22 protein-coding genes and 1 tRNA gene are annotated in these 19,203 nt (G+C 45.7%); 11 read left to right on the top strand and 12 right to left on the bottom strand.

The genetic code is table 11. The features are described 5' to 3' along the window. Nucleotides 1-108 precede the first annotated feature (108 nt). Together uraD and uraH are read right to left on the bottom strand one after the other, a co-directional pair. A complete protein-coding gene (uraD, locus tag PMG71_RS08545; RefSeq protein ID WP_283753243.1) occupies nucleotides 109-639 on the bottom strand; it encodes a 2-oxo-4-hydroxy-4-carboxy-5-ureidoimidazoline decarboxylase in 531 nt (176 codons plus the stop codon). 42 nt (nucleotides 640-681) lie between these two features. Further along, nucleotides 682-1,044 (bottom strand): hydroxyisourate hydrolase, encoded by a 363-nt coding sequence (gene uraH, locus PMG71_RS08550; protein ID WP_283753244.1) that lies wholly within the window; start codon nucleotides 1,042-1,044, stop codon nucleotides 682-684. Nucleotides 1,045-1,142: 98 nt separating this feature from the next. On the opposite strand from uraH, the gene PMG71_RS08555 reads away from it, so the two are divergent. Then, complete coding sequence (locus PMG71_RS08555) at nucleotides 1,143-2,636, top strand: CIA30 family protein (protein ID WP_283753245.1); 1,494 nt, start codon at nucleotides 1,143-1,145, stop codon at nucleotides 2,634-2,636. On the opposite strand, the gene PMG71_RS08560 is transcribed toward PMG71_RS08555, so the two are convergent. Together PMG71_RS08560 and PMG71_RS08565 are read right to left on the bottom strand one after the other, a co-directional pair. Then, the gene (locus PMG71_RS08560; RefSeq protein WP_283753246.1) at nucleotides 2,619-3,692 is read right to left on the bottom strand and encodes a sensor histidine kinase; all 1,074 of its coding nucleotides are present in this window, start codon (nucleotides 3,690-3,692) and stop codon (nucleotides 2,619-2,621) included. The two genes, PMG71_RS08555 and PMG71_RS08560, sit on opposite strands and share 18 nt — an antisense overlap. Beyond that, on the bottom strand, nucleotides 3,689-4,852 hold the full coding sequence (locus PMG71_RS08565; protein ID WP_283753247.1) for an FIST signal transduction protein: 1,164 nt from the start codon (nucleotides 4,850-4,852) through the stop codon (nucleotides 3,689-3,691). Before PMG71_RS08565 ends, PMG71_RS08560 begins: the two co-directional genes overlap by 4 nt. Before the next feature lie 495 nt (nucleotides 4,853-5,347). On the opposite strand from PMG71_RS08565, the gene PMG71_RS08570 reads away from it, so the two are divergent. Next, nucleotides 5,348-7,009: an ABC transporter substrate-binding protein gene (locus PMG71_RS08570; protein WP_283753248.1), complete on the top strand. Its 1,662-nt coding sequence runs from the start codon at nucleotides 5,348-5,350 to the stop codon at nucleotides 7,007-7,009. 54 nt (nucleotides 7,010-7,063) lie between these two features. Further along, nucleotides 7,064-7,900: an Rpn family recombination-promoting nuclease/putative transposase gene (locus PMG71_RS08575; protein ID WP_283753249.1), complete on the top strand. Its 837-nt coding sequence runs from the start codon at nucleotides 7,064-7,066 to the stop codon at nucleotides 7,898-7,900. A 76-nt stretch (nucleotides 7,901-7,976) separates the two neighbouring features. Here the strand turns inward: PMG71_RS08575 and PMG71_RS08580 are convergent, their stop codons facing one another. Further along, complete coding sequence (locus PMG71_RS08580; RefSeq protein ID WP_283753250.1) at nucleotides 7,977-8,114, bottom strand: hypothetical protein; 138 nt, start codon at nucleotides 8,112-8,114, stop codon at nucleotides 7,977-7,979. A gap of 24 nt (nucleotides 8,115-8,138) precedes the next feature. Here PMG71_RS08580 and PMG71_RS08585 point away from each other — a divergent pair, with 24 nt between their 5' ends. From PMG71_RS08585 to PMG71_RS08615, 7 genes are all read left to right on the top strand, one after another. Beyond that, a complete protein-coding gene (locus PMG71_RS08585) occupies nucleotides 8,139-10,139 on the top strand; it encodes a DUF6077 domain-containing protein (protein WP_283753251.1) in 2,001 nt (666 codons plus the stop codon). 117 nt (nucleotides 10,140-10,256) lie between these two features. After that, nucleotides 10,257-10,586, top strand: a complete 330-nt coding sequence (locus tag PMG71_RS08590; protein ID WP_283753252.1) for a DUF4926 domain-containing protein — start codon at nucleotides 10,257-10,259, stop codon at nucleotides 10,584-10,586. A gap of 72 nt (nucleotides 10,587-10,658) precedes the next feature. Beyond that, entirely contained in the window at nucleotides 10,659-11,015 is a 357-nt protein-coding gene (locus tag PMG71_RS08595; RefSeq protein WP_283753253.1) for a XisI protein, read from the top strand. A 12-nt stretch (nucleotides 11,016-11,027) separates the two neighbouring features. Then, the gene (locus PMG71_RS08600) at nucleotides 11,028-11,882 is read left to right on the top strand and encodes a class I SAM-dependent methyltransferase (protein WP_283753254.1); all 855 of its coding nucleotides are present in this window, start codon (nucleotides 11,028-11,030) and stop codon (nucleotides 11,880-11,882) included. Next, nucleotides 11,883-12,545, top strand: a complete 663-nt coding sequence (locus PMG71_RS08605; RefSeq protein ID WP_283753255.1) for a class I SAM-dependent methyltransferase — start codon at nucleotides 11,883-11,885, stop codon at nucleotides 12,543-12,545. Then, a complete protein-coding gene (locus PMG71_RS08610; protein WP_283753256.1) occupies nucleotides 12,542-12,901 on the top strand; it encodes a DMT family transporter in 360 nt (119 codons plus the stop codon). Before PMG71_RS08605 ends, PMG71_RS08610 begins: the two co-directional genes overlap by 4 nt. Before the next feature lie 15 nt (nucleotides 12,902-12,916). Further along, the gene (locus tag PMG71_RS08615; protein WP_283753257.1) at nucleotides 12,917-13,888 is read left to right on the top strand and encodes a glycosyltransferase family 2 protein; all 972 of its coding nucleotides are present in this window, start codon (nucleotides 12,917-12,919) and stop codon (nucleotides 13,886-13,888) included. Here the strand turns inward: PMG71_RS08615 and PMG71_RS08620 are convergent. The 3 genes from PMG71_RS08620 to PMG71_RS08630 all read right to left on the bottom strand — a co-directional run bounded on the left by PMG71_RS08620 (nucleotide 13,885) and on the right by PMG71_RS08630 (nucleotide 15,359). Beyond that, entirely contained in the window at nucleotides 13,885-14,496 is a 612-nt protein-coding gene (locus tag PMG71_RS08620) for a Uma2 family endonuclease (RefSeq protein WP_283753258.1), read from the bottom strand. The two genes, PMG71_RS08615 and PMG71_RS08620, sit on opposite strands and share 4 nt — an antisense overlap. Before the next feature lie 66 nt (nucleotides 14,497-14,562). Continuing rightward, nucleotides 14,563-14,835 carry a DUF3143 domain-containing protein gene (locus PMG71_RS08625; RefSeq protein WP_283753259.1) on the bottom strand — a complete coding sequence of 91 codons (273 nt, stop codon included), beginning with the start codon at nucleotides 14,833-14,835 and terminating at the stop codon, nucleotides 14,563-14,565. Between the two features lie 29 nt (nucleotides 14,836-14,864). Continuing rightward, complete coding sequence (locus PMG71_RS08630; protein WP_283753260.1) at nucleotides 14,865-15,359, bottom strand: J domain-containing protein; 495 nt, start codon at nucleotides 15,357-15,359, stop codon at nucleotides 14,865-14,867. Nucleotides 15,360-15,538: 179 nt separating this feature from the next. On the opposite strand from PMG71_RS08630, the gene PMG71_RS08635 reads away from it, so the two are divergent. Next, nucleotides 15,539-16,735: a FecR family protein gene (locus PMG71_RS08635; protein ID WP_283753261.1), complete on the top strand. Its 1,197-nt coding sequence runs from the start codon at nucleotides 15,539-15,541 to the stop codon at nucleotides 16,733-16,735. A 431-nt stretch (nucleotides 16,736-17,166) separates the two neighbouring features. Here the strand turns inward: PMG71_RS08635 and PMG71_RS08640 are convergent. The 4 genes from PMG71_RS08640 to PMG71_RS08655 form a co-directional block, all read right to left on the bottom strand. Continuing rightward, nucleotides 17,167-17,239, bottom strand: a tRNA-Trp gene (locus PMG71_RS08640). A gap of 73 nt (nucleotides 17,240-17,312) precedes the next feature. Then, nucleotides 17,313-17,696 carry a 50S ribosomal protein L19 gene (gene rplS, locus PMG71_RS08645; RefSeq protein ID WP_283753262.1) on the bottom strand — a complete coding sequence of 128 codons (384 nt, stop codon included), beginning with the start codon at nucleotides 17,694-17,696 and terminating at the stop codon, nucleotides 17,313-17,315. An 82-nt stretch (nucleotides 17,697-17,778) separates the two neighbouring features. Further along, complete coding sequence (locus tag PMG71_RS08650) at nucleotides 17,779-18,603, bottom strand: MOSC domain-containing protein (RefSeq protein ID WP_283753263.1); 825 nt, start codon at nucleotides 18,601-18,603, stop codon at nucleotides 17,779-17,781. A 40-nt stretch (nucleotides 18,604-18,643) separates the two neighbouring features. Further along, the gene (locus tag PMG71_RS08655) at nucleotides 18,644-19,045 is read right to left on the bottom strand and encodes a hypothetical protein (RefSeq protein WP_283753264.1); all 402 of its coding nucleotides are present in this window, start codon (nucleotides 19,043-19,045) and stop codon (nucleotides 18,644-18,646) included. Nucleotides 19,046-19,203: the final 158 nt, after the last annotated feature.

The following is a 19,203-nucleotide window of genomic DNA, read 5'->3' on the forward strand; positions in this document are numbered from 1 at the left end:
AGCAGTTTTCGCTGTTATGTGGTACAGTTTGATCCCCCTAAATCCCCCTTAAAAAAGGGGGACTTTCTTATTCCCCCCTTATTAAGGGGGGTTAGGGGGGATCTTTTACTACTGCACCTCATTACCGCGCAAGGTGCTGTAATCGATCAAGCGATCGCCTAACCGAAACTGTACAATCTTAGCAATCTCCTCTAGCGCTCGTTCCCGCTCCACTTGGAAATCATGATTTAACCGCGCTTCAAACGCCGTCAAAATCGCCTCTTTCGTCTGTCCCTTCACCGCCATAATAAACGGAAAGCCAAACTTCTGTTTATAGGCTTGATTCAAAGCCATAAAGCGATCGTACTCTTGGGGACTCAATCGATCTAAGCCTGCTCCTGCTTGTTCGGCGATCGAATCTGGAGCCATTTTCAGACGACTCCCCAAATCAGGATGCGATCGCATTAACGCCATTTTTTCCTCATCACTCAACTCCAGCATCTGGGAGATCAAACCTTGATAAAGATGTTCCCGGTCTCGAAACGGACGCTTATGCCAAGTTTGAGCGGCGATTGTTGGAGTATCTTCAAAGACACTCCCCAAGGCTTGCACAAAATCATTTAGACTCATTTGGTTAATCTGTGCGATCGTATAGGTCATCTTTTCACTCCCTGATGCTGAACCTTGTCACCTCATCGGCAATTAGCTCCCCCGATACGTCGTATAAGACCAAGGAGAAACCAACAGAGGCACATGATAATGGCTATGGGGATTAGATACCCCAAACTGAATCGGAACTTGATCCAAGAAAACCGGCTCAGGTAAATTTCCGATCGCCCGTTGAAAGTAATCGCCGACAAAAAAAATTAATTCATAAGTGCCAACTTCCAACTCTCCATCCTCCAATAAAGGAACATGGGTTCGGCCTTGCTCATTGGTTTTGGTCTGTTTGAGTAGGGTTTTAATCGGCGACTTGCGATCGACTGCCCATAACTCCAATACCATCCCTACTGCGGGAGAGCCTTTCGCCGTATCTAATACATGAGTTGTTAATTGACCAACCATATCCTGATCCTGACTCCATGTCCTGGGTTACTCAATCTTCCGTTCATTTTGCCTTCCTTCGTTAAGATAAACAAGGACGATCTACACAATCTAAGAGAATGGCTTCTAAAACTCCTGTTCAGGTCGAAAGCAGTCGCAAACCGTGGGATTTCAACCGATTGATCGACACCCTCAACACTTTTGAAGTTGTTCCGATTCTCAGCGATCTTCAGCGTGGGTTACGCACCCTCACTGGTCAACCTCAACCGCCAAAAGGACGAGCTATGGGTACAATTCTAGTTGTTGGAGCCACCGGTGGATTAGGCAAACGGGTGATTCGCCGTTTAATAGAACGCAAGATACCCGTCCGCGCTCTGGTGCGCGACAGAAAACGAGCCGAATCTATCTTAAGTAAAGACATTGAATTCTTTGAAGCGGATTTAACCCTTCCGGAAACCCTGAAACCGGAAATGATGCAAGATGTTATTTCTGTAATTTGCTGTTCCGGGACTCGCGTGCAACCCGTCGAGGGCGATACCCCCAACCGCGAAAAATATTATCAAGGAGTAAAATTTTATCTGCCGGAAGTGGTCGATAGTCCGGAAATGGTGGAATATAACGGCATGAAAAACCTGATCCGTAAAGTCGGGCCCTATCTAGGTCGCGCCGATGAGCGGATGATTTTTGATTTTACCAATCCTTCACCGAGTTTAAGAACGACTTGGGGCGTAATTGATGATGTGGTAATGGGGGGAGTCAGTTCCAGTGAGCTGCGGATAACTCCCAATTGTGGTTTATTTACCGGAGAAGTCTCTACCGCTAATTCTGGGGGCTTTGTTTCCATTCGCACGAAAAACTTTGAGCCTTGTCTGAATCTGGCTGGATATGAAGGGATTAGTCTGCGCGTGCAAGGGGATGGGAAGCGGTATAAGTTCATTCTCCGCAATGAGGCCCGATGGGATGGCATTAGTTATTGCTATTCCTTTGATACGTTGAATAATACTTGGATGACGGTGGATATTCCCTTCGATCGCCTAATTCCGGTTTTTCGCGCCAAAACCCTACCCAGCGCTCCCCCATTTGACCCCAGTCAAACCTATGCGATTCAACTGATGCTCAGTAAGTTTGAGTATGATGGCGATCTCAATCCTCGGTTTTCTGCGGGGCGCTTTGGTCTAGAACTTGGCTCCATTCGCGCCTATGGAGGGCCGCAGTTACCGAAGTTTGTGCAGATTAGTTCGGCTGGGGTGACTCGTCCCGGAAGACCGGGTTTAAATCTGGAGGAAGAACCGCCCGCAGTCAGGCTGAATGAGCAACTTGGGGGTATTTTAACCTGGAAGTTGCGCGGCGAGAATGTCATCCGGGAAAGTGGGGTTCCCTATACCATTATTCGCCCCTGTGCCCTGATAGAAACTCCAGGAGGCAATGGGTTAGAGGTTGCCCAAGGGGATAATATTCGCGGGCAAGTCAGTCGCGAGGATATTGCCGAGTTGTGTCTTCAGGTGTTGTCTCAACCGCAAGCTTGTAATTTAACGTTTGAGGTCAGAGCTAAACTCGGTGAAGAGATGCAAAATTGGCAGCAACTGTTGCTGGGTTTAAGTCAAGGGAATTAAGCAGGAGGAATGGCGGATGGGAATTTGAATCATAAATTCGGTTCCCTCCCCTAGGGTAGACTGGCAGAGGAGTTGACCGGCATGGGTTTCGGTAATAATTTGATGGCTGATGGCTAAACCCATGCCAGTTCCTTGGCCGATGGGTTTGGTGGTGAAGAAGGGGTTAAAAATATTGTTGAGAATGGTTTCAGGAATTCCTGCACCGTTGTCGGAGATGGTGATTTGTATCCAGTTATCATTGAGTTGAGTGGTCGAGAGGATAATTTCATAGCTTTTATCGGTGGGGTGTTCTTCTAGGGCATCGATGGCGTTGGCGAGAATGTTCATAAAGACTTGGTTGAGCTGTCCGGGATAGCATTCGACTGGGGGGAGGTTGCCGTAGTTGCGGGTGATTTGGATTTCTGGGCGATTAGGTTGTTCTTTGAGGCGATGCTGGAGGATCATGAGGGTGCTATCGATGCCTTCATGGATATTGACTTCTTTAAAGTCGGCTTGATCCATGCGGGAGAAGGTACGAAGGGAGAGGACAATTTCGCAGATGCGCTCTGTGCCAATTTTGATGGATTTGAGGATTTTGGGTAGGTCTTCTTGGACAAATTCTAGATCGTGGAGATCGGCGTAGTCTAGGATGTCAGGTTGAGGATTGGGATAGTGTTGTTGATAGAGATCGATCATTCCTAACAGGCCATGAAAATATTCATCAATATGGCTTAAATTGCCGTAAATAAAGCTGACGGGGTTATTGATTTCGTGGGCGACTCCGGCGACTAATTGACCCAAACTGGACATTTTTTCGGCTTGAATGAGTTGGGCTTGGGTGCGTTTGAGTTCGTTTAAAGTTTTTTCTAGCTGCCGCTTTTGTTCGACTTCGGCTTGGGAGTTTCTCAGTTCAACAATGACTTGTCTGAGTAAGGATTCTTTTTTCTGGTTGGTTTCTTCGAGTTCTAAGCAGTTTTTTTCGGATCGCTCTAATTTCTTCCGCAGTATTCGGTTTTCTTTTTCTAGTCGCGCTATCTGTTCTCCTAGATCTAGGCTATCGAGGGCTTGCGAGATCATGCTTGTTCTTCTCCCAAAAGTAAGGTGATAAATGTTTCATTATGAAAATAGGAGATGCCCTGCTGTTCTAAGGGTGCAATTTCACCATTAGTATAAAAACCACAGGCGGACAAGGTTTGAGTTAGACTATTTTGAATTAAATTATACTCTTCAACTGTGCGACTGCCTAGGATTTGTCGCCGACTGGCACAGGAAAAGAACAGTGAAGAACTGGGCGTTTTTCCTGGATAATGGGCGATCGCTTCTTGCATGGACGCTTGAGAGGCTGAAAGAATATGATCGCGAGTGGCTTCTGTAATTTGCACGATCGCCTGTTCGGGGATGTCGCCAAAGAAGGTGATGCTCCCCACTGTGGGATCGCAGGAGCCACTAGGCGCTCGCAGGTAAGAATATTGCCGTGTGGGGTCAAACACCATGAGGGGGTATTCGGAGGAGGGGGGACGCTCTCCTAAGTAGCGATAATAAAAGTCTAGGGCGGGCTGATTATCGATTTGATAAACAATATTATCTTTGACTTGGGTGACTTGACCGATTTTACCAATGGGGTTCCAACCACTGGCTAATCCATGGGAAAAGAGCAGGGGCCCGGAAAAGAGCAAAATGGGAATGGCATCACTATAGACTTGATTTTTATAAAACTGATAACTTTGTTTAAAGCGCCATTGATCGGCGGTGAGTCCGCCAAAAATGGGTACTTTTTTGCCTAAGAGTTGATTGAGGCGATCGACTAATTTAACGGCACTGATGGAGGTGAGTCCTTCGGGTAGGGTAATGCAGAGTTTAATGGGTTCGGTGAGGTTTTGGGTGGCTTGGGCGATCGCCTCTTCTAAGGCTTTTTCCAAGTCTTCCGAGATGTTTCGACCGATTCCGGCCCGAATTTGCAGGCGATCGCTGCAAAATAACATTAGTACCAGGGAATCTTGTTGAAATCCTAGAACTGAAGACATTTCGCCATCGGTTGTGCCCCCAATTAATTCGATTTCCGGATAAGCAGCTACTATTTTCTGCATAATGTCTGCATGATCGAAATCGATCGCCGCTAACAGAAGTCCGGCTTGCGGTTTTGCTCCTGATAGAGCTTGATCGCATTGATAGAGAACTTCTTCAATGGCAGACTCAGAGTCTGGATCGTTGCTATGGCCGATCGCGGTTTTGAACATATATCTTTTCCCAAGGCAAGTTGATCTTCTATACCATTCAACCCAAAAACCCAGATCGGATAATCCTGGGGGGCGATCGCTTCAGTTTCCCTAGGCTCTTCTAGGGGTTACAGGCTTTTTCCGTCAGAGTAAGGTTAAAGGACTAAAAGTTATGAGTGTTTATTTTACCCTACATCCTAATCAGGCTTGACCTGGACTGTCAACTATTGGGGATCGAGATGAAGCTGTACTTATTAACAATTATTAATAATAACTTAATCATGATGCTTGATGATGTGGGTGAGGTCTTGACAAGCGCGATCGACTTCTGACCAAAATACCCAAGAGAAAATCAAGAGGACAATCACCGGAAAGGGAATAAAGAGCAGGTTTCTAGACCCACAAATCCTATCAGAGGTTTTACTCTTGTAACGTTTGAGTTAGATGGGCGAGGCGATCTAAGTAAACAAGGATCGCGATCGCCCCTATCGCCATCTTGTACTATGATCTAAAACCATGGTCACGCAAGGAAGAGAGACGTTGCTATTTACCCGCTTAAGACAATCCCAGCGTTTAGGAAAATTTTTGGCGATCGCGCTGGTTTGCTGTTTCATGGCGATCGCCTGTAGTTCCCAGTCCAATACGACACAATCTCCGACCAGGGAGAATCCACAAGTAATTTTAGGCACAACTCTTAAACCCCGCACCCTCGATCCTGCCGATGCCTATGAAGTGCCTTCTCTCAATATCCTCTACAATGTGGGAGATCGGCTCTACACTTACCAGGATGGCAAGTCAGACTTAACACCCCAGTTAGCCACAGAATTACCGACTGTAAGCGGCGATCGGCTGACCTACACCATCCCCTTGCGTCAAGGCGTGATGTTCCACGATGGCACACCCTTCAACGCCGAAGCCATGGTATTTTCCCTCAAACGGTTTATGGAAAATCAGGGCAAACCCTCTTTTTTACTCTCTGATATCGTGGAATCCATGGAAGCCACGGGAGAATATGAACTGACGATCAAACTCAAACAACCCTTTGCCGGTTTTACTGCTCTGCTGGCTTTTAGCGGACTTTGCCCCATTTCGCCCCAATCTTATCAGATCGGGAGCGGACAATTTCAGCCCGATACCTTTGTGGGAACTGGCCCCTACACAGTAGCCAAAGTGACATCAGATATGATCCGCTTAGAACCCTTTGCCGACTATTGGGGAGATGTACCCCAAAATGAAGGGATTGATATTCAATGGTTTTCCTCTCCTGCTAACCTATTTAACGCCTTTCGTACCGGAGCCGTTGACGTAACCTTGGGGACATTAGATAGCAATCAAATTGATAGTTTAGAGAAAGAAATGGATACACAAGGATGGCGAGAAATTGCCGCCGAAGGTAACACTTTGAACTATATTATTGTCAATGTGAAATCCGATCCGCTTAATCAATTACCAGTACGTCAAGCCTTAGCCGCAATTACCGATCGCCCCACCATTAACAGTCGCGTCCTTCAAGGACAAGCGGAACCTGCGTATACCTTAATACCCAAAAGCTTCGCTGCTTCAGAACCGGTATTCAAAACGGCTTATGGTGATGGTAATGTGGAACTGGCGAAAAAACGGTTAACTGAAGCCGGTTATTCTGCGGAGAATCCCGCAGTTGTGGAAATTTGGTACGCTTCAAGCTCCACTAAGCGGGGACTGATTGCCAGTACCCTGAAGGCGATCGCCGATACAGAATTAGAAGGAGTCTTACAAATACAGCCTAACTCCGTAGAATCAACCACTGCCTTCCAAAACCTAGATAAAGGTGTTTATCCTACCTTCATGCTCGACTGGTACGCTGACTTTCTCGATCCTGATAACTATGTGCAACCCTTCCTCGAATGTACCGAAGGCTCAGAAACCGAGGGTTGTAAAGCCGGAGCAAGTCAATATCATGGCTCTTTTTATTATAATGCCCGCGTCAATGATTTAATCAACCAACAACGGCAAGAACAAGATCCAGAAAAACGCCGTTTATTGCTTGTAGAAATTCAAAAACTCTTAGCTGAAGAAGTCCCTTATATTCCCCTCTGGTTTGATAAAGATTATGTCTTTGCCCAGCAAAATATTGAAGGGGTGACGATTGAAGCTAATCAATCTATTCTTTATAGCAAAATCACGCGAGTTGAGAGTTAGTATCAGGTAGGGGCGAAAAATTTTTCGCCCCTACTGCCTTTTGCCTCTTGCCCTATGAAAACCGATACCCTCTTTTACAAAATATTCCAAGAATTTCCCCAATTCTTCTTTGAACTCTGCGGACTTCCTCCATCTAGAGCCAACCAGTACACTTTTACCTCCGTAGAGGTCAAACAACTCGCCTTTCGCCTCGATGGGCTGTTTCTTCCCAGTAGCAATAACCCCGATCTTCCCTTCTATATCACCGAGGTTCAATTTCAACCCGATGAGGATTTGTATTATCGTTTATTTAGCGAAGTTTTCCTCTATCTGAGACAATATAAACCGCCCCATCCCTGGGAAGTTGTGGTCATTTATCCAAGCCGGAATACGGAACCCGATAGCGATTTACACTTTGCTAATGCGCTCCAACTTCCCGAAGTCACCCGCATTTACCTAGATGAACTAACCCAAAATTCATTAGGGTTAGGGGTGGTTAAACTGATTATTGAAAAGGAAAACACAGCCCCAGAAAAAGCCAAAACTCTAATTGCACGAGCGAAATCAGAGTTAACGCAACAACAGGTACAACAAAACCTGATTGATTTGATCGAGACTATAATAGTCTATAAGTTACCGACCAAAACGAGGGAGGAAATTGAAGCGATGTTAGGACTGAGCGATATTCGACAAACCAAGGTTTACCAAGAAGCTTTCCAGGAAGGAGAGCAGCGCGGAGAGCAGCGCGGGGAACAGCGCGGGGAACAGCGTGGGGAACAGAAAGCTAAACTGAAGGCAATTCCTCGGATGGCAAGTTATGGATTATCTCCAGAAGTTATCGCCCAATTATTGGAACTTCCGGTGGAAACGGTGACTGAAGTGCTAGAGAATTTGGATAAAGATAATCAGTGATGGGGAACTGTTAAACCTCACAGATATGAAGGAATAGAAGGAGGAAATAGTCCACTACTTTCTGATCGAATAGATCCTAGAGAGTCACTTCCAATTCAGCCGCAAAATCGGGTACAGGAAACGGATCGCGGTATAATCCATCTAGTTTGCCCAGATCGTCCGTTTCAGAATAGTTATGAATTTGACTGCTTTTACCCGGATGAAGGAGAGCCAAGGATGGGCAGGATTAATCGTTGAAATGTCCTGTTTATCTTGGGTTTGGCTGATTGGAATATGGACGCTCTTGTGTAATGGGGTGGTGTTGCGTCAGGGGACTTTTGAGACTCTGGTGCGATTTTCGGTGATCGCCCTCATTTTAGCGGTTGTCGGTTTTTTCCTCAGTTTCCAGGCAGTGATTCCTGACTCCTTCCCCCTAGCACAAGATAGCGCAGAACCCTCCAAACCTCAGCTTGGCAAAGATTTTGCTCTTCCTTTGGCTATAGCGGTAATTTTAGTCATTATTTATGGCATAACCGATAATTTTGTCCTCTTTTGGAGTTTATCCACGTTAGGATTAGCTATTTCCTACTGGCAACTGATCCGCAAATCTCCAGAAAAGTTTGTCTTAAAATTACCCAAAATTGTCCCTTGGGAATGGCTGCTCGGTTTGGCAGCTCTGGCCATTATTGCTACTGCCATAATTCACCGCACCCATGGAGATGATGCCTTTTATCTCAACCTGATGGTCGCCGCTTTAGACCATCCCGATCGCCCCCTGATGGTGCAAGATACGATGCATGGTGTGCCCAATGTGCCCCTCCTTTTACCCGTCTATCGGGTTCATTCTGTCGAACTTCTCGCGGCAGTCATCAGCCAAATCACCGGTATTTCCCATCTTTGGGTGCGGAATTTCTGGCAACCTCTGGCGATCGCCCCCTTAGTCATTTTTGCCTCTGCTCTCTTCTTCCGGGTAATTACGCCCCGTCACTGGTTAAGCGTCACCACCGTTACCACCCTCTTACTCGTGATTTTAACCACGGCTGCCGGGTTAGGAAACTTCTCCCTCGCTCGTCTGCAACAGGGTAAACCCCTGTTTGTAGCCATCCTTGTTCCCCTGATTATTGTCTATACCTTGCGGTATCTAACTGCACCGAGTCTATGGAAATGGACGATCCTCAGTTTAGCCAATATTGCCGCCGTTGGCTGTAGCTCCACCGCCCTCTATGCCGCGCCTCTGACGGTATTGCTCGCGACTTGCGGATACTGGACTCCGACGGGAAAAGCTACCTGGAGATCGGTATCGGTTTTGACTACTACCGCTTATCCTTTGGCGATCGCCCTCCTCTTCATCACCCAAGTCAAAACCTCCTCCCCCAACATGAGCGATCCCAACTTTGAAACCATCATTAATAATGACTTCGTGCTACAGCTCAATCATGGCATGGGAGGATACATCTTTTGGGTAGCCACTCTAGCAACTTGGGCAACATTAACAGACATCAACCTGCGCCGATTTCTCCTCGGCATAATCCTTGCCTTCATGCTCATCTTCATGAATCCCTTCCTACAAGAATTTTGGGCAGTCAACCTCACCGGAGTCCCCACCTTTCGCCGCCTCTGGTGGGTGATTCCTCGCCATCTTCTCCTCGGTATTTTACTCAGTTTTCCCCTGGTTTCCTATCCCTTTTCCAAACATCAAAAAACCATACAACTCACCTTTTACGCCTTCGCTACCACCGCCTTAATTGTCCTCTCCACCGCCCTTTCTCCCAACCCCTACTCTCCCCAAATCGACTTTAACCGCATTCAATACCGCTTTCCCCCCCAACCCAAACTCCCCCAACAAAAACTCGATCTCATTAACCGCATCCAAGCTCAAGTTCCCCCCGAAACCTATATCTTAGCCCCCGCTTCTCCCCTAGGCGAAGAAGTTGCCGGAGACGAATTAGCCCGATGGATGATTGTGCCTCGAAATCCCTTATATCCCATTGTCGTCACCGAGAGCTATCTACAAGTCACCAATTTCTTCCCCGAAGCAGAAGCCAATCAGCGCCGCATTTTATCCCAATATATTAGTGGTGTAAATCGTCCCACCAATGCTCCCCAAGTTTTACAATCTTCCATTCCGCAATTCTCCATCAAAGCCGTAATTGTTCCCCTCAGCAATCCCTGGGAACCGGAAATTAACGCCATTCTATCTTCATTAGGCTTTCAGGTAACCATCATCGATCATTATGCTCTGTGGATGTTACTATCATAGATAGATTTTGAAATATGAAATTAAAACAAGCGATTATTCCACAAGAAAAATTAACAAAATATCTTTTGGTGTTCCGGCAGAAAGACGACGGGGTTGAGATAATCTGGAGGTAAGTTTATGAAGACAAAATTTCCACTTTTTTCTGAAGTCGTATTGCTAGAAGATATAACACTGTATAACCTCAAACGGGGTTCAGTGGGTACTGTTGTAGAGCATTATATGGGCAATGAACAACAAGAAATTGGCTATAGTTTAGAAGGCTTTGATGTTCCTTATGTAACGATTGAAGTTGGGGAATCTAAGATTACATCTGTTGAGCAATGGCACAAAGAAATGGAGATTTTAGACAAATTACACCGCTTGAGTCTTGTCAAACTTGCTCACTTAGAAGATTATGTGGATCACTTATTAAGTGAAGAAACTAGCGATCGCCCAAAAGTATCGTAGATCGAGCTAATTATGTCTGCTAGATCAGATCAAGCTGTTAGTTTACGATCCAGTTTATGAGGAGGTTGTGCAATGGATAAAGTAGAATACTATCGAGCTTGCATTCAAAAACTTTTGACGGAACATAGTCATTACAGCCATGATACAGTGGAGGTGGAGAGTTTGCTGTGTTTCGATGTAGAGCGCGATCGCTACCAACTGATGCGCGTAGGGTGGAAGCACTTGACGCGAGTTTACCACACGGTGTTACATTTTGATATTCGAGATGGGCAAATCTGGTTACAGCAGAACACCACCGATAGTGATGTAGGTGAAGAGTTGGTAGCCATGGGAGTGCCAAAACAAGATATTGTTTTAGGGTTACAGCCGCCCTATAAGCGCCCCTATACAGGTTATGGTGTGAAGCGCAATCGGCATCAATGTACCTGATAGCACAGAACTATGCAAGAATGTCCCGTTTGTCAAGCGACTCTTCAAGCCAGGCGATCGCCCGGTCTATTATACTGCCAACAGTGCCAGATCTGGGTTTCTGACTTCAGCACTGATGTTGCCCAGCACTCAGAAGCCATCATTGAAGAAAATCGCGCCCAAGGCTTAAAACAACTGCGCCTCAACAATTTTAACAAAATTCTTGACCATTTACAAACCTATGGCCCCTTAGAAAACCAGCGCCTTTGTGATGTCGGATGCGCCTATGGATGGTTCCTAGAAGCAGCCGCGCAACGGGGAATAGAAGCCATAGGAATTGAACCCGAAGAAGCCGTCGCTCTGCAAGGAATTAAGCAAGGAAACACCATTAAAATCGGCTATTTTCCTGACTGTTTAGAAGACTCAGAACGCTATGATATCATCTCCTTTAACGACTCCCTTGAACACTTACCCAACTTACCCACCATTTTCCAAGCCTGTTATCATCACCTTAACCCTGGCGGAAAACTGATTATTAACATTCCCAATAGTCAAGGCATCTTCTTCAAAATTGCCCAAAAACTCGCCCAATTGGGGTATAGCAAACCCTGGGATAGACTATGGCAAAAAAACTATCGATTCCCCCATCTCATTTACGTCAATCCCCAGAACCTAGAACACTATCTAACCCCCTATGGCTTTAAATTGCTCCACAGTCAAACCCTAGAAACCCTTGAAATCAAAGGACTCTGGCAACGGTTACGCATGGATCAAAGCTCTGGGTGGCTCATGTCGGCTATACTTTATATCGGGTTGGTTCTCCTCTACCCTCTCATGCATCAATTTCCCTCCGATATCCTGCTCCAGATTTATCAAAAAGAATCTTAGATGTTTATTCAACTCGATCCAGATTTTTTAGCCCAAATTGCCACTGATAACGATCGCATCCCCACCCTATACTATTCCAAACTCGATCTAGTACGAGCCGTTTTCTGGATGCGACTCAGATTAATCTACTCCATCTTACAAGATCTGTATATTCAACGGGAAACTTGCTTAGATTTTGGTGGCGGTGGGGGCATTTTCTTGCCCACATTAGCCGAAGATTTCGATCGCGTCTTTTTCCTAGATCTCGAAGATCGAGAAGCGCGTCAAGTTATCGCTCACTATGACTTATCCAATATTCAAATTATTAAACAAGATGTCAGTCAAGTCAAGCTGCCCCATGAATCCTTCGATGCCATTATTGCGGCTGATGTTCTCGAACACTTCCAAGACTTATCCCTTCCCACTCAACCCCTAAAATCTTGGCTCAAACCCAACGGGGTTTTAATTACCTCTCTGCCTACAGAAAACTGGATTTATCAAGGATTACGCACGGTTTTTAATATCGAAAAACCCCTCGATCATTATCATACCGGATACGAAGTCGAAGCCTATCTAGAATCCCAAGGCTTTTATCCCATTCGCCGTCAATTTGTCCCCCTCATCTGGAATCTATTTCCCTTATTTTTGATTACCGTTTGGAAAGTCAAACCCCCAAAAACATGACCTTACAAATTATCAGTTACTTAATTGCCTGTGTCTTCAGCATCAGTCTAGGGCAACTTCTGTTTAAATTAGCCGCTAACTTTAGTAATACCCACTCTCCCCAAGGGTTAACGCTGATGAGCTATTTAAGCAATCCCTATCTGTGGAGTGCCCTCATTATTTACGGCTCTGCGACTCTGTTTTGGATGTGGTTGTTGCGGTTTATTCCACTTAATCAAGCTTACCCATTTATGGCATTAGCATTTGTGATTGTTCCCCTGCTTAGTAGCTTGTTTTTAGGTGAAAAAGTGGATGCTCACTACCTGGTGGGAGTTGCCCTGATTATGTCGGGTTTAATTATTATGAATTATCAATAAAAGAGGGGAGTTGAATTGAGTTCAAAGCCGCTAATTGCTGTGATTATTCCCTGTTACCGAGTGCGCCAACATATCCATTCTGTGTTATCAGAAATTGGTGCAGCAGTGGATAAAATTTATTTGGTGGATGATTGTTGCCCGGAAAATACGGGGGAGTTTGTCGAAAAAAATAGTCAAGATTGCCGAGTTCAAGTCCTCTATCATGCCCAAAATCAGGGGGTTGGTGGTGCAGTGATTACGGGATATCAACAGGCACTTCTGGACGGAGCCACCATTTTGATTAAGCTGGATGGGGATGGGCAAATGAATCCCCGTTTTATCCCCCAATTGATTGCGCCGTTGCTCGCAGGAGAAGCAGATTATACAAAAGGAAATCGTTTTTATCATCCCGAACACCTGCAAGGAATGCCGATGATTCGAGTATTGGGGAATGCGGGTTTATCGTTTTTAACGAAACTTTCTTCTGGATATTGGGAATTATTCGATCCTACGAATGGCTATACTGCGATTCATCATACGGTTTTAGAATTGATTCCGTTGCGGAAATTGAGTAAACGGTTTTTCTTTGAGTCGGATTTACTGTTTCGTCTGAATACCGTGCAAGCGGTGGTGATGGATATTCCGATGGCTTCTCAATATGGAGAGGAAGAGAGTAATTTGAAGATTATGAAAATTTTTCTGCCGTTTTTATGGGGAAATTGCCATAATTTTGTGAAGCGAATTTTCTATAATTATTATCTGAGAAGTTTTTCGATTGCCTCCCTAGAGCTGTTGCTAGGATTACCTTTGTTAGGCTTTGGGTGTATTTTCGGGGCTGTATCTTGGCTGAATAGTTTTGCTACAGGAGAAACGGCAACTGCGGGAACGGTGATGTTAGCGGCACTACCGATTATTCTGGGTTTTCAGTTGGTGTTATCGTTTATTAATTATGATATTTCGATTACGCCTCGCATTCCCTTACAACGGAAACTCAAAAGATTTCTCTAACCCCAGACTCGACGCAAATTTAATATAAACCCCGGCAGAAGATTTTCACCGGATAACTCTGGTGGATTGGTTAAGATTTCTACGTCTAAACCGACTCGATAAATTTCCACAGTTCTATTTTGAGGATCGATTAGCCAACCGAGCTTTGCTCCATTATCCATATACTCCTGCATTTTCTCTTGCAGGGATTTGAGAGTATCAGAAGCAGAGCGCAATTCGACGACAAAATCTGGGCAAATTTTAGGAAATGTGCCCTTTTGTTCGTCTGTGAGTGCATCCCAACGCTCTTGACTAATCCAACAAGCATCGGGAGAACGATTTGCCCCATTAGGTAAAATGAATCCTGTATTGCAATCGAACGCTTCTCCCTGTTGATTGTCTTCGTACCAGCGATCGAGTTGTCCGATTATACTACGATTGCTTTTTCCGGTTTCCCAACCTGTAGGCGGATTCACAATTAACTCTCCTTTTGCGGTTCTTTCGAGTTGTAATTCTCGATTGCTGGCGGCTAGGGTTGTAAATTGTTCTTGGGTGACATAAAGCTTCAGGGTTTTGGGTAATTCCAATAATAGGGTTTTGGTTTCCGTTTGGGTGGGTGTCTGTAGCATTTCGACCGCTCCTAAATAGAGATGAGCGAGTTGGATTTTAACGGGCTGATGACTTCTGAATCTGTATTATGGGCCGTCTAATACGGCAGCTTGGATATCTTGACGACTGAGGGAATATTTAAATCCTCTCTGAATATCGCTGCCGTCATTTGCTGCTTTTAAGTAACAAACGATGAGCTGTTCGGTTTCTAAATAAATTTCGGCTTCCCAACTGTCATGTTTTAACCGCCAACAATGGAGTTCTTCTTTGTCTTGTTTACCCCCAAGTTGAGTTAACCATTGTTCAATTTGGGGGAGGGGATGGTTGTATAGGGGAGTGTCGGAGGTAGGAAGGGACATAGATGGAAAAGAAGATCGAGAGGGTAAATTTATGGGGATGGGGGTAGGGATAGGGTGGGTGAAATGAGTTCGGGATGCAGCCAGGCGATCGCGATCGCCAATCCTAAACATAGCACAAACGTCAGTCCCAGAATAAACAGGGCAAACAGTTCCCCGGCAGACAGGGGGCGATCGGTCGAATCGAGATAAGCTGAAGAACGATACTCCTCTGGGGAGTTCCCGGAGCGCAAATCTACAGGAGGACGCACCACATAGAACCGAGAATAACCCATGGCGCGATCATAGATGCCTCGACGCTCTGGATTACTTAACACTGCATAGGCTTCATTGAGATCGTGAAAGCGCTGGGTTGCCACATCTGGATCTAGCTCCGTTGTATCGGGATGATAGCGCTTACTCAACTCCCGATAGGCGCGGCGAATCTCCAACGCAGAAGCCAAAGGATGAACCCCTAATCGGACATAGTGAGTGGATGAAACCGTCTGTTGACGTTGATCGGAAGAACTCGAAGAAGGATGATTCACGGATGAGCGTTTAGGTCACAACACTGAAGAACTTTAATGGATTTTAAATGATTTTATCGGGGGATGAAAGCAAGAGGGGATGATTTTATCCGATACGATCGTCAGGGAACTTTGACGAGTGTTTATCGTCTGCCCTAGGCTATTATCCAAGGTATTCAGAATGCAACTTGACCCCAATTATGATCGGTAAAATTGTTTCATTGGCTAGACAATTGAGAAAATCGCGGCGCTTATCTCGGTGGATATGGGTATTTTTAGCAACGGTCAGTTTAACGATGCTCGCCCAACCTTATTTACCCCCCAGTATTGCCCAGAATGCTCGGATTACGGAAGCAACGATCGCCGAAATTGTGGGTAGACAAGTATTAATTAATCGTCGTCTCGTGGGTCAAAATGACAAAGCCAGATTAGGGGAACGAATTCAAACCACGGGAGCTACAACCGAACTCAAAATCAATACCGGGGCGATCGCCCGCTTGGGAACCAATTCCGCTCTGGTTCTTGGAAGTCAATGCTTACAACTGCAAAAGGGACAGGTATTAATCAGTGGAGCAAGTAGTGCTTGTACCCCCACTGTGGATACTAACGTCCGGGAAGCTACTTATTTTCTAGAACGATTAGACAATAACCAAACCCATTATGTCGTTTTAGAAGGAGAAATTGAAATCAGCAATCCTCAAATCCCCAATTTAGCCCCAGTCTCCGTGCAGCAAGGGCAAGAAATCATCATTGAATCGGATGGTCGTTTTAATCCCGTTCAACCCCTCTCCTCTAGTGATTATGCCGAGATTCTCAACGGAGAACTAATGCGGGATTTTTCCACTCCTTTACCCAATCTAATTGCCATTAAACAAACCTTTGAAACCCTATATCCCGATCAAATCTTTCCCACCTACCTCTCCCAACTGATTGTCGATAAATCTTTTCGTTGTCCCTCTAACTTTGTCGCCACTTCTGCACCGGTGGAAACCCAACAAGATTGGACAACTCAACTGAGTTTATCCCGCTTAACCTCAGCCAGACAAGGGGGATTACTGATTCAACTGAAAGTTTTAAATAAACCCCTGACTCGATATGCCAATGCCGTTTATCAGGTCTATGCTTTGCAGGAACAAGATTGGGTTCCTTTGTATACCAGTATGGGAGCAAGATTAATTAATAATCAGAATGGAACTCTGCCCCCCATGTCCGAAACTATTCCGATTCAAGCTCTACGACTGCAAGCATTAGGAGAAAATGTCAATATAGAGAACTTGGAGTTAAAATCGGTAGTAAAAATTCGTTATGATTTATCGATGGAACAACGGGATCTGAACCTAGAGATCGAGCAAATTAAAGCTTACCCGGATATTCCCATCAGCAATTGTTTATTTTGAGGGTAAGGGAATCGTTTACCGCCTGGAGGATCGAGCGCTCATTTCATCCCCGCGATTGGGACGTGATGAAGCGAAAAAAGTCATCGGGCATTTTTGACCCATCACTTGACCCCCATTATTGGGGGTGCTATGGTGGGTTTAAGCAGATTTTAGGCAGGCTAGAGGTCTCCAAAACCTGATGTCGCAGTGGAAAATACTTCCTTTGACAGACTCACCGTCCTAAAGGAGCTGTGATTCTTGAAGCTTCATGGACTGACGCTACCGTTCGCCCAGCGTCGCCGTAGGCGATAGTCGTCTTACTTGCGTCTCCACGTCCGTTTAACGTCTCCCAATGCCCTATGGCGACTTGTTTGATTGTATCCCAATTTTCGGTAAGCCGTTCTAGAAGAATGGGGTTTTAGAGCCATTTTTCTGATAAGGGATTTAGCTAACGCGCCCTGGAGGACTTGAACCCCCGACATCAGGTTTTGGAGACCTGCGTTCTACCAACTGAACTAAGAGCGCACAGATTAATCTTTTAGTAACCTCAGCTCTCTGATTATACAGCTCAATTGGAAGTCGTGTCAAGGGGAAGGGGTTATTTGGTCTTGACTGTCCGATCCAAGGGACGATCGAAACGCTGTTTGAGACGGGTGGCTTTACCGACGCGATCGCGTAAATAATAGAGTTTGGCTCGGCGGGCTTTTCCTCGTCGTGTTACGGTAATGCTGGTGATTCGGGGAGAGTGAAGGAGAAATACTCGTTCGACTCCTACCCCTTGGAAGATTTTCCGAACCGTTATGGTTTCGTTCAGTCCACCATTGCGTTTGGCAATGACTACTCCTTCATAAGGTTGGGTTCTTTCTTTTCCACCTTCACGGATTCTTACGCCGATTTTTACGGTGTCTCCAACGTAAATCAGGGGAAGCTCCGGTTTCATTTGCTCTGCTTCTATGGAGCGGATGATTTCTTGAGCGTGCATGGGCTTCTACTTCTTAAAAACTCACAATTCTTTATCATAACTCAAGATTTGAGTTTCCGTCTAGGGGGAGGTAGGGTAATGGTTAGTTTTTAATGGTGATTAGATCGCCGACTTGGATCTGACCTAGGGTTTTGGGAATGATGTTAGAACCAAACATGAGACCTCCAGGTTGTTGGCGGAAACTGGAGAGGGTTTTGAGGGGTTCGCGTTGGGGGTTGCGTTCTCCGGTGGTTTGATCGGTGGTGGTGATGATGCAGCGCGAGCAGGGTTTGACCAGTTGTAGTTCTACTGAGCCAATAGTGAGGATTTTCCAGTTGTCTTCTATAAAGGGTTGGTGGGTTTCGATGACTATATTGGGACGGAAGCGGTTCATGGGAAATTGAGGGGGATTTTGGGGATAGGTATCCCGGAGTCGGTGGTTGAGGTCTGCTAAGGATGCGGTATTGGTTAAGAGAATAGGATAGCCATCGGCAAAACTGACCGTATCGTTTGGGCTAGTTGCATACTGAGGATGAACGGGACGGGGATGATGGGGCGATTGATGGACGAGACGACAGGGGCGATCGAGCTGGAGGACGGTTTGCAACCATTGGGCGGCACTGTCTCCTTGATCGATGGCTAGGGTTTGGGTGTGCCAGACTTTAACGGGGAGTAGGTCTCCTTCTAGGGTGAGTTGAAGGATGAAGGGGTCTAATTTTTCATGTTCTAGGGTTAGGGTGTCTGAGTCGAGTTTTACCCGTATTTGGGCCATTTGGGGATAGTCTCGTTGGGTCATAAATTGACCTTGGGCATTAACGAGCATGAGTTGGCGATCGCCAGCTAACCCGTTTGGAGTGACAGTAGCCTTTTGACAGGCGATCGCCCCACAGGATTTAATCGGGTAAATAGACAACTGGGAAACTTGCATGATCTAGACCTTAGCTTTCTTAGAGCCTTGTATGCTCTACTCACTTTACCCCAATTTGTAGGGCGGCAGGGGTTTTAGTGAGCATAGGTTCTAAGACTTCAATTAAGACTTTTTCCCAGTCTGGTAAGTGTTCTAAAGATAATCCTGGGAGAGCTGGAGTAGGGAGGGCAAAGACGGCGAAACTGACTTTTAGGGATAATTGATGCAGAATTTTCACCATGGGTAACTGACGATAATAACCCCAAGATTCCTGCAAATTGGTTTGAGTTTGGCCAATATGGAGTAAAATCCAGTTGTGACCATCCTGGCTTTCGGCCACTAAACTATATAAACCCGGTAATTCAGGGATCTTTTGAGCTAGGTCTTCTGGGTTATCTAAGGGATAATGAACCCAGGACTGTTGAATCCAGGTGGATAAGGGTTGAGTCGAGGTTGAGTTCATTGTTGTTCCTAATCCGTTGGCAGGGTTTAATGTCGTTTCCCTATACGGATCGCTAGGGGTTAATCCGGAAGTGTGATTTGACGCGATCGCGTCAAGTCTTGGTGATGATTATGAACGCTTAGTTTCTCGGTTTAAGGCTGGCGGTGGACAAAAGAATT

The sequence above is a fragment of the Roseofilum acuticapitatum BLCC-M154 genome (assembly GCF_030068475.1).
GTDB lineage: Bacteria > Cyanobacteriota > Cyanobacteriia > Cyanobacteriales > Desertifilaceae > Roseofilum > Roseofilum acuticapitatum.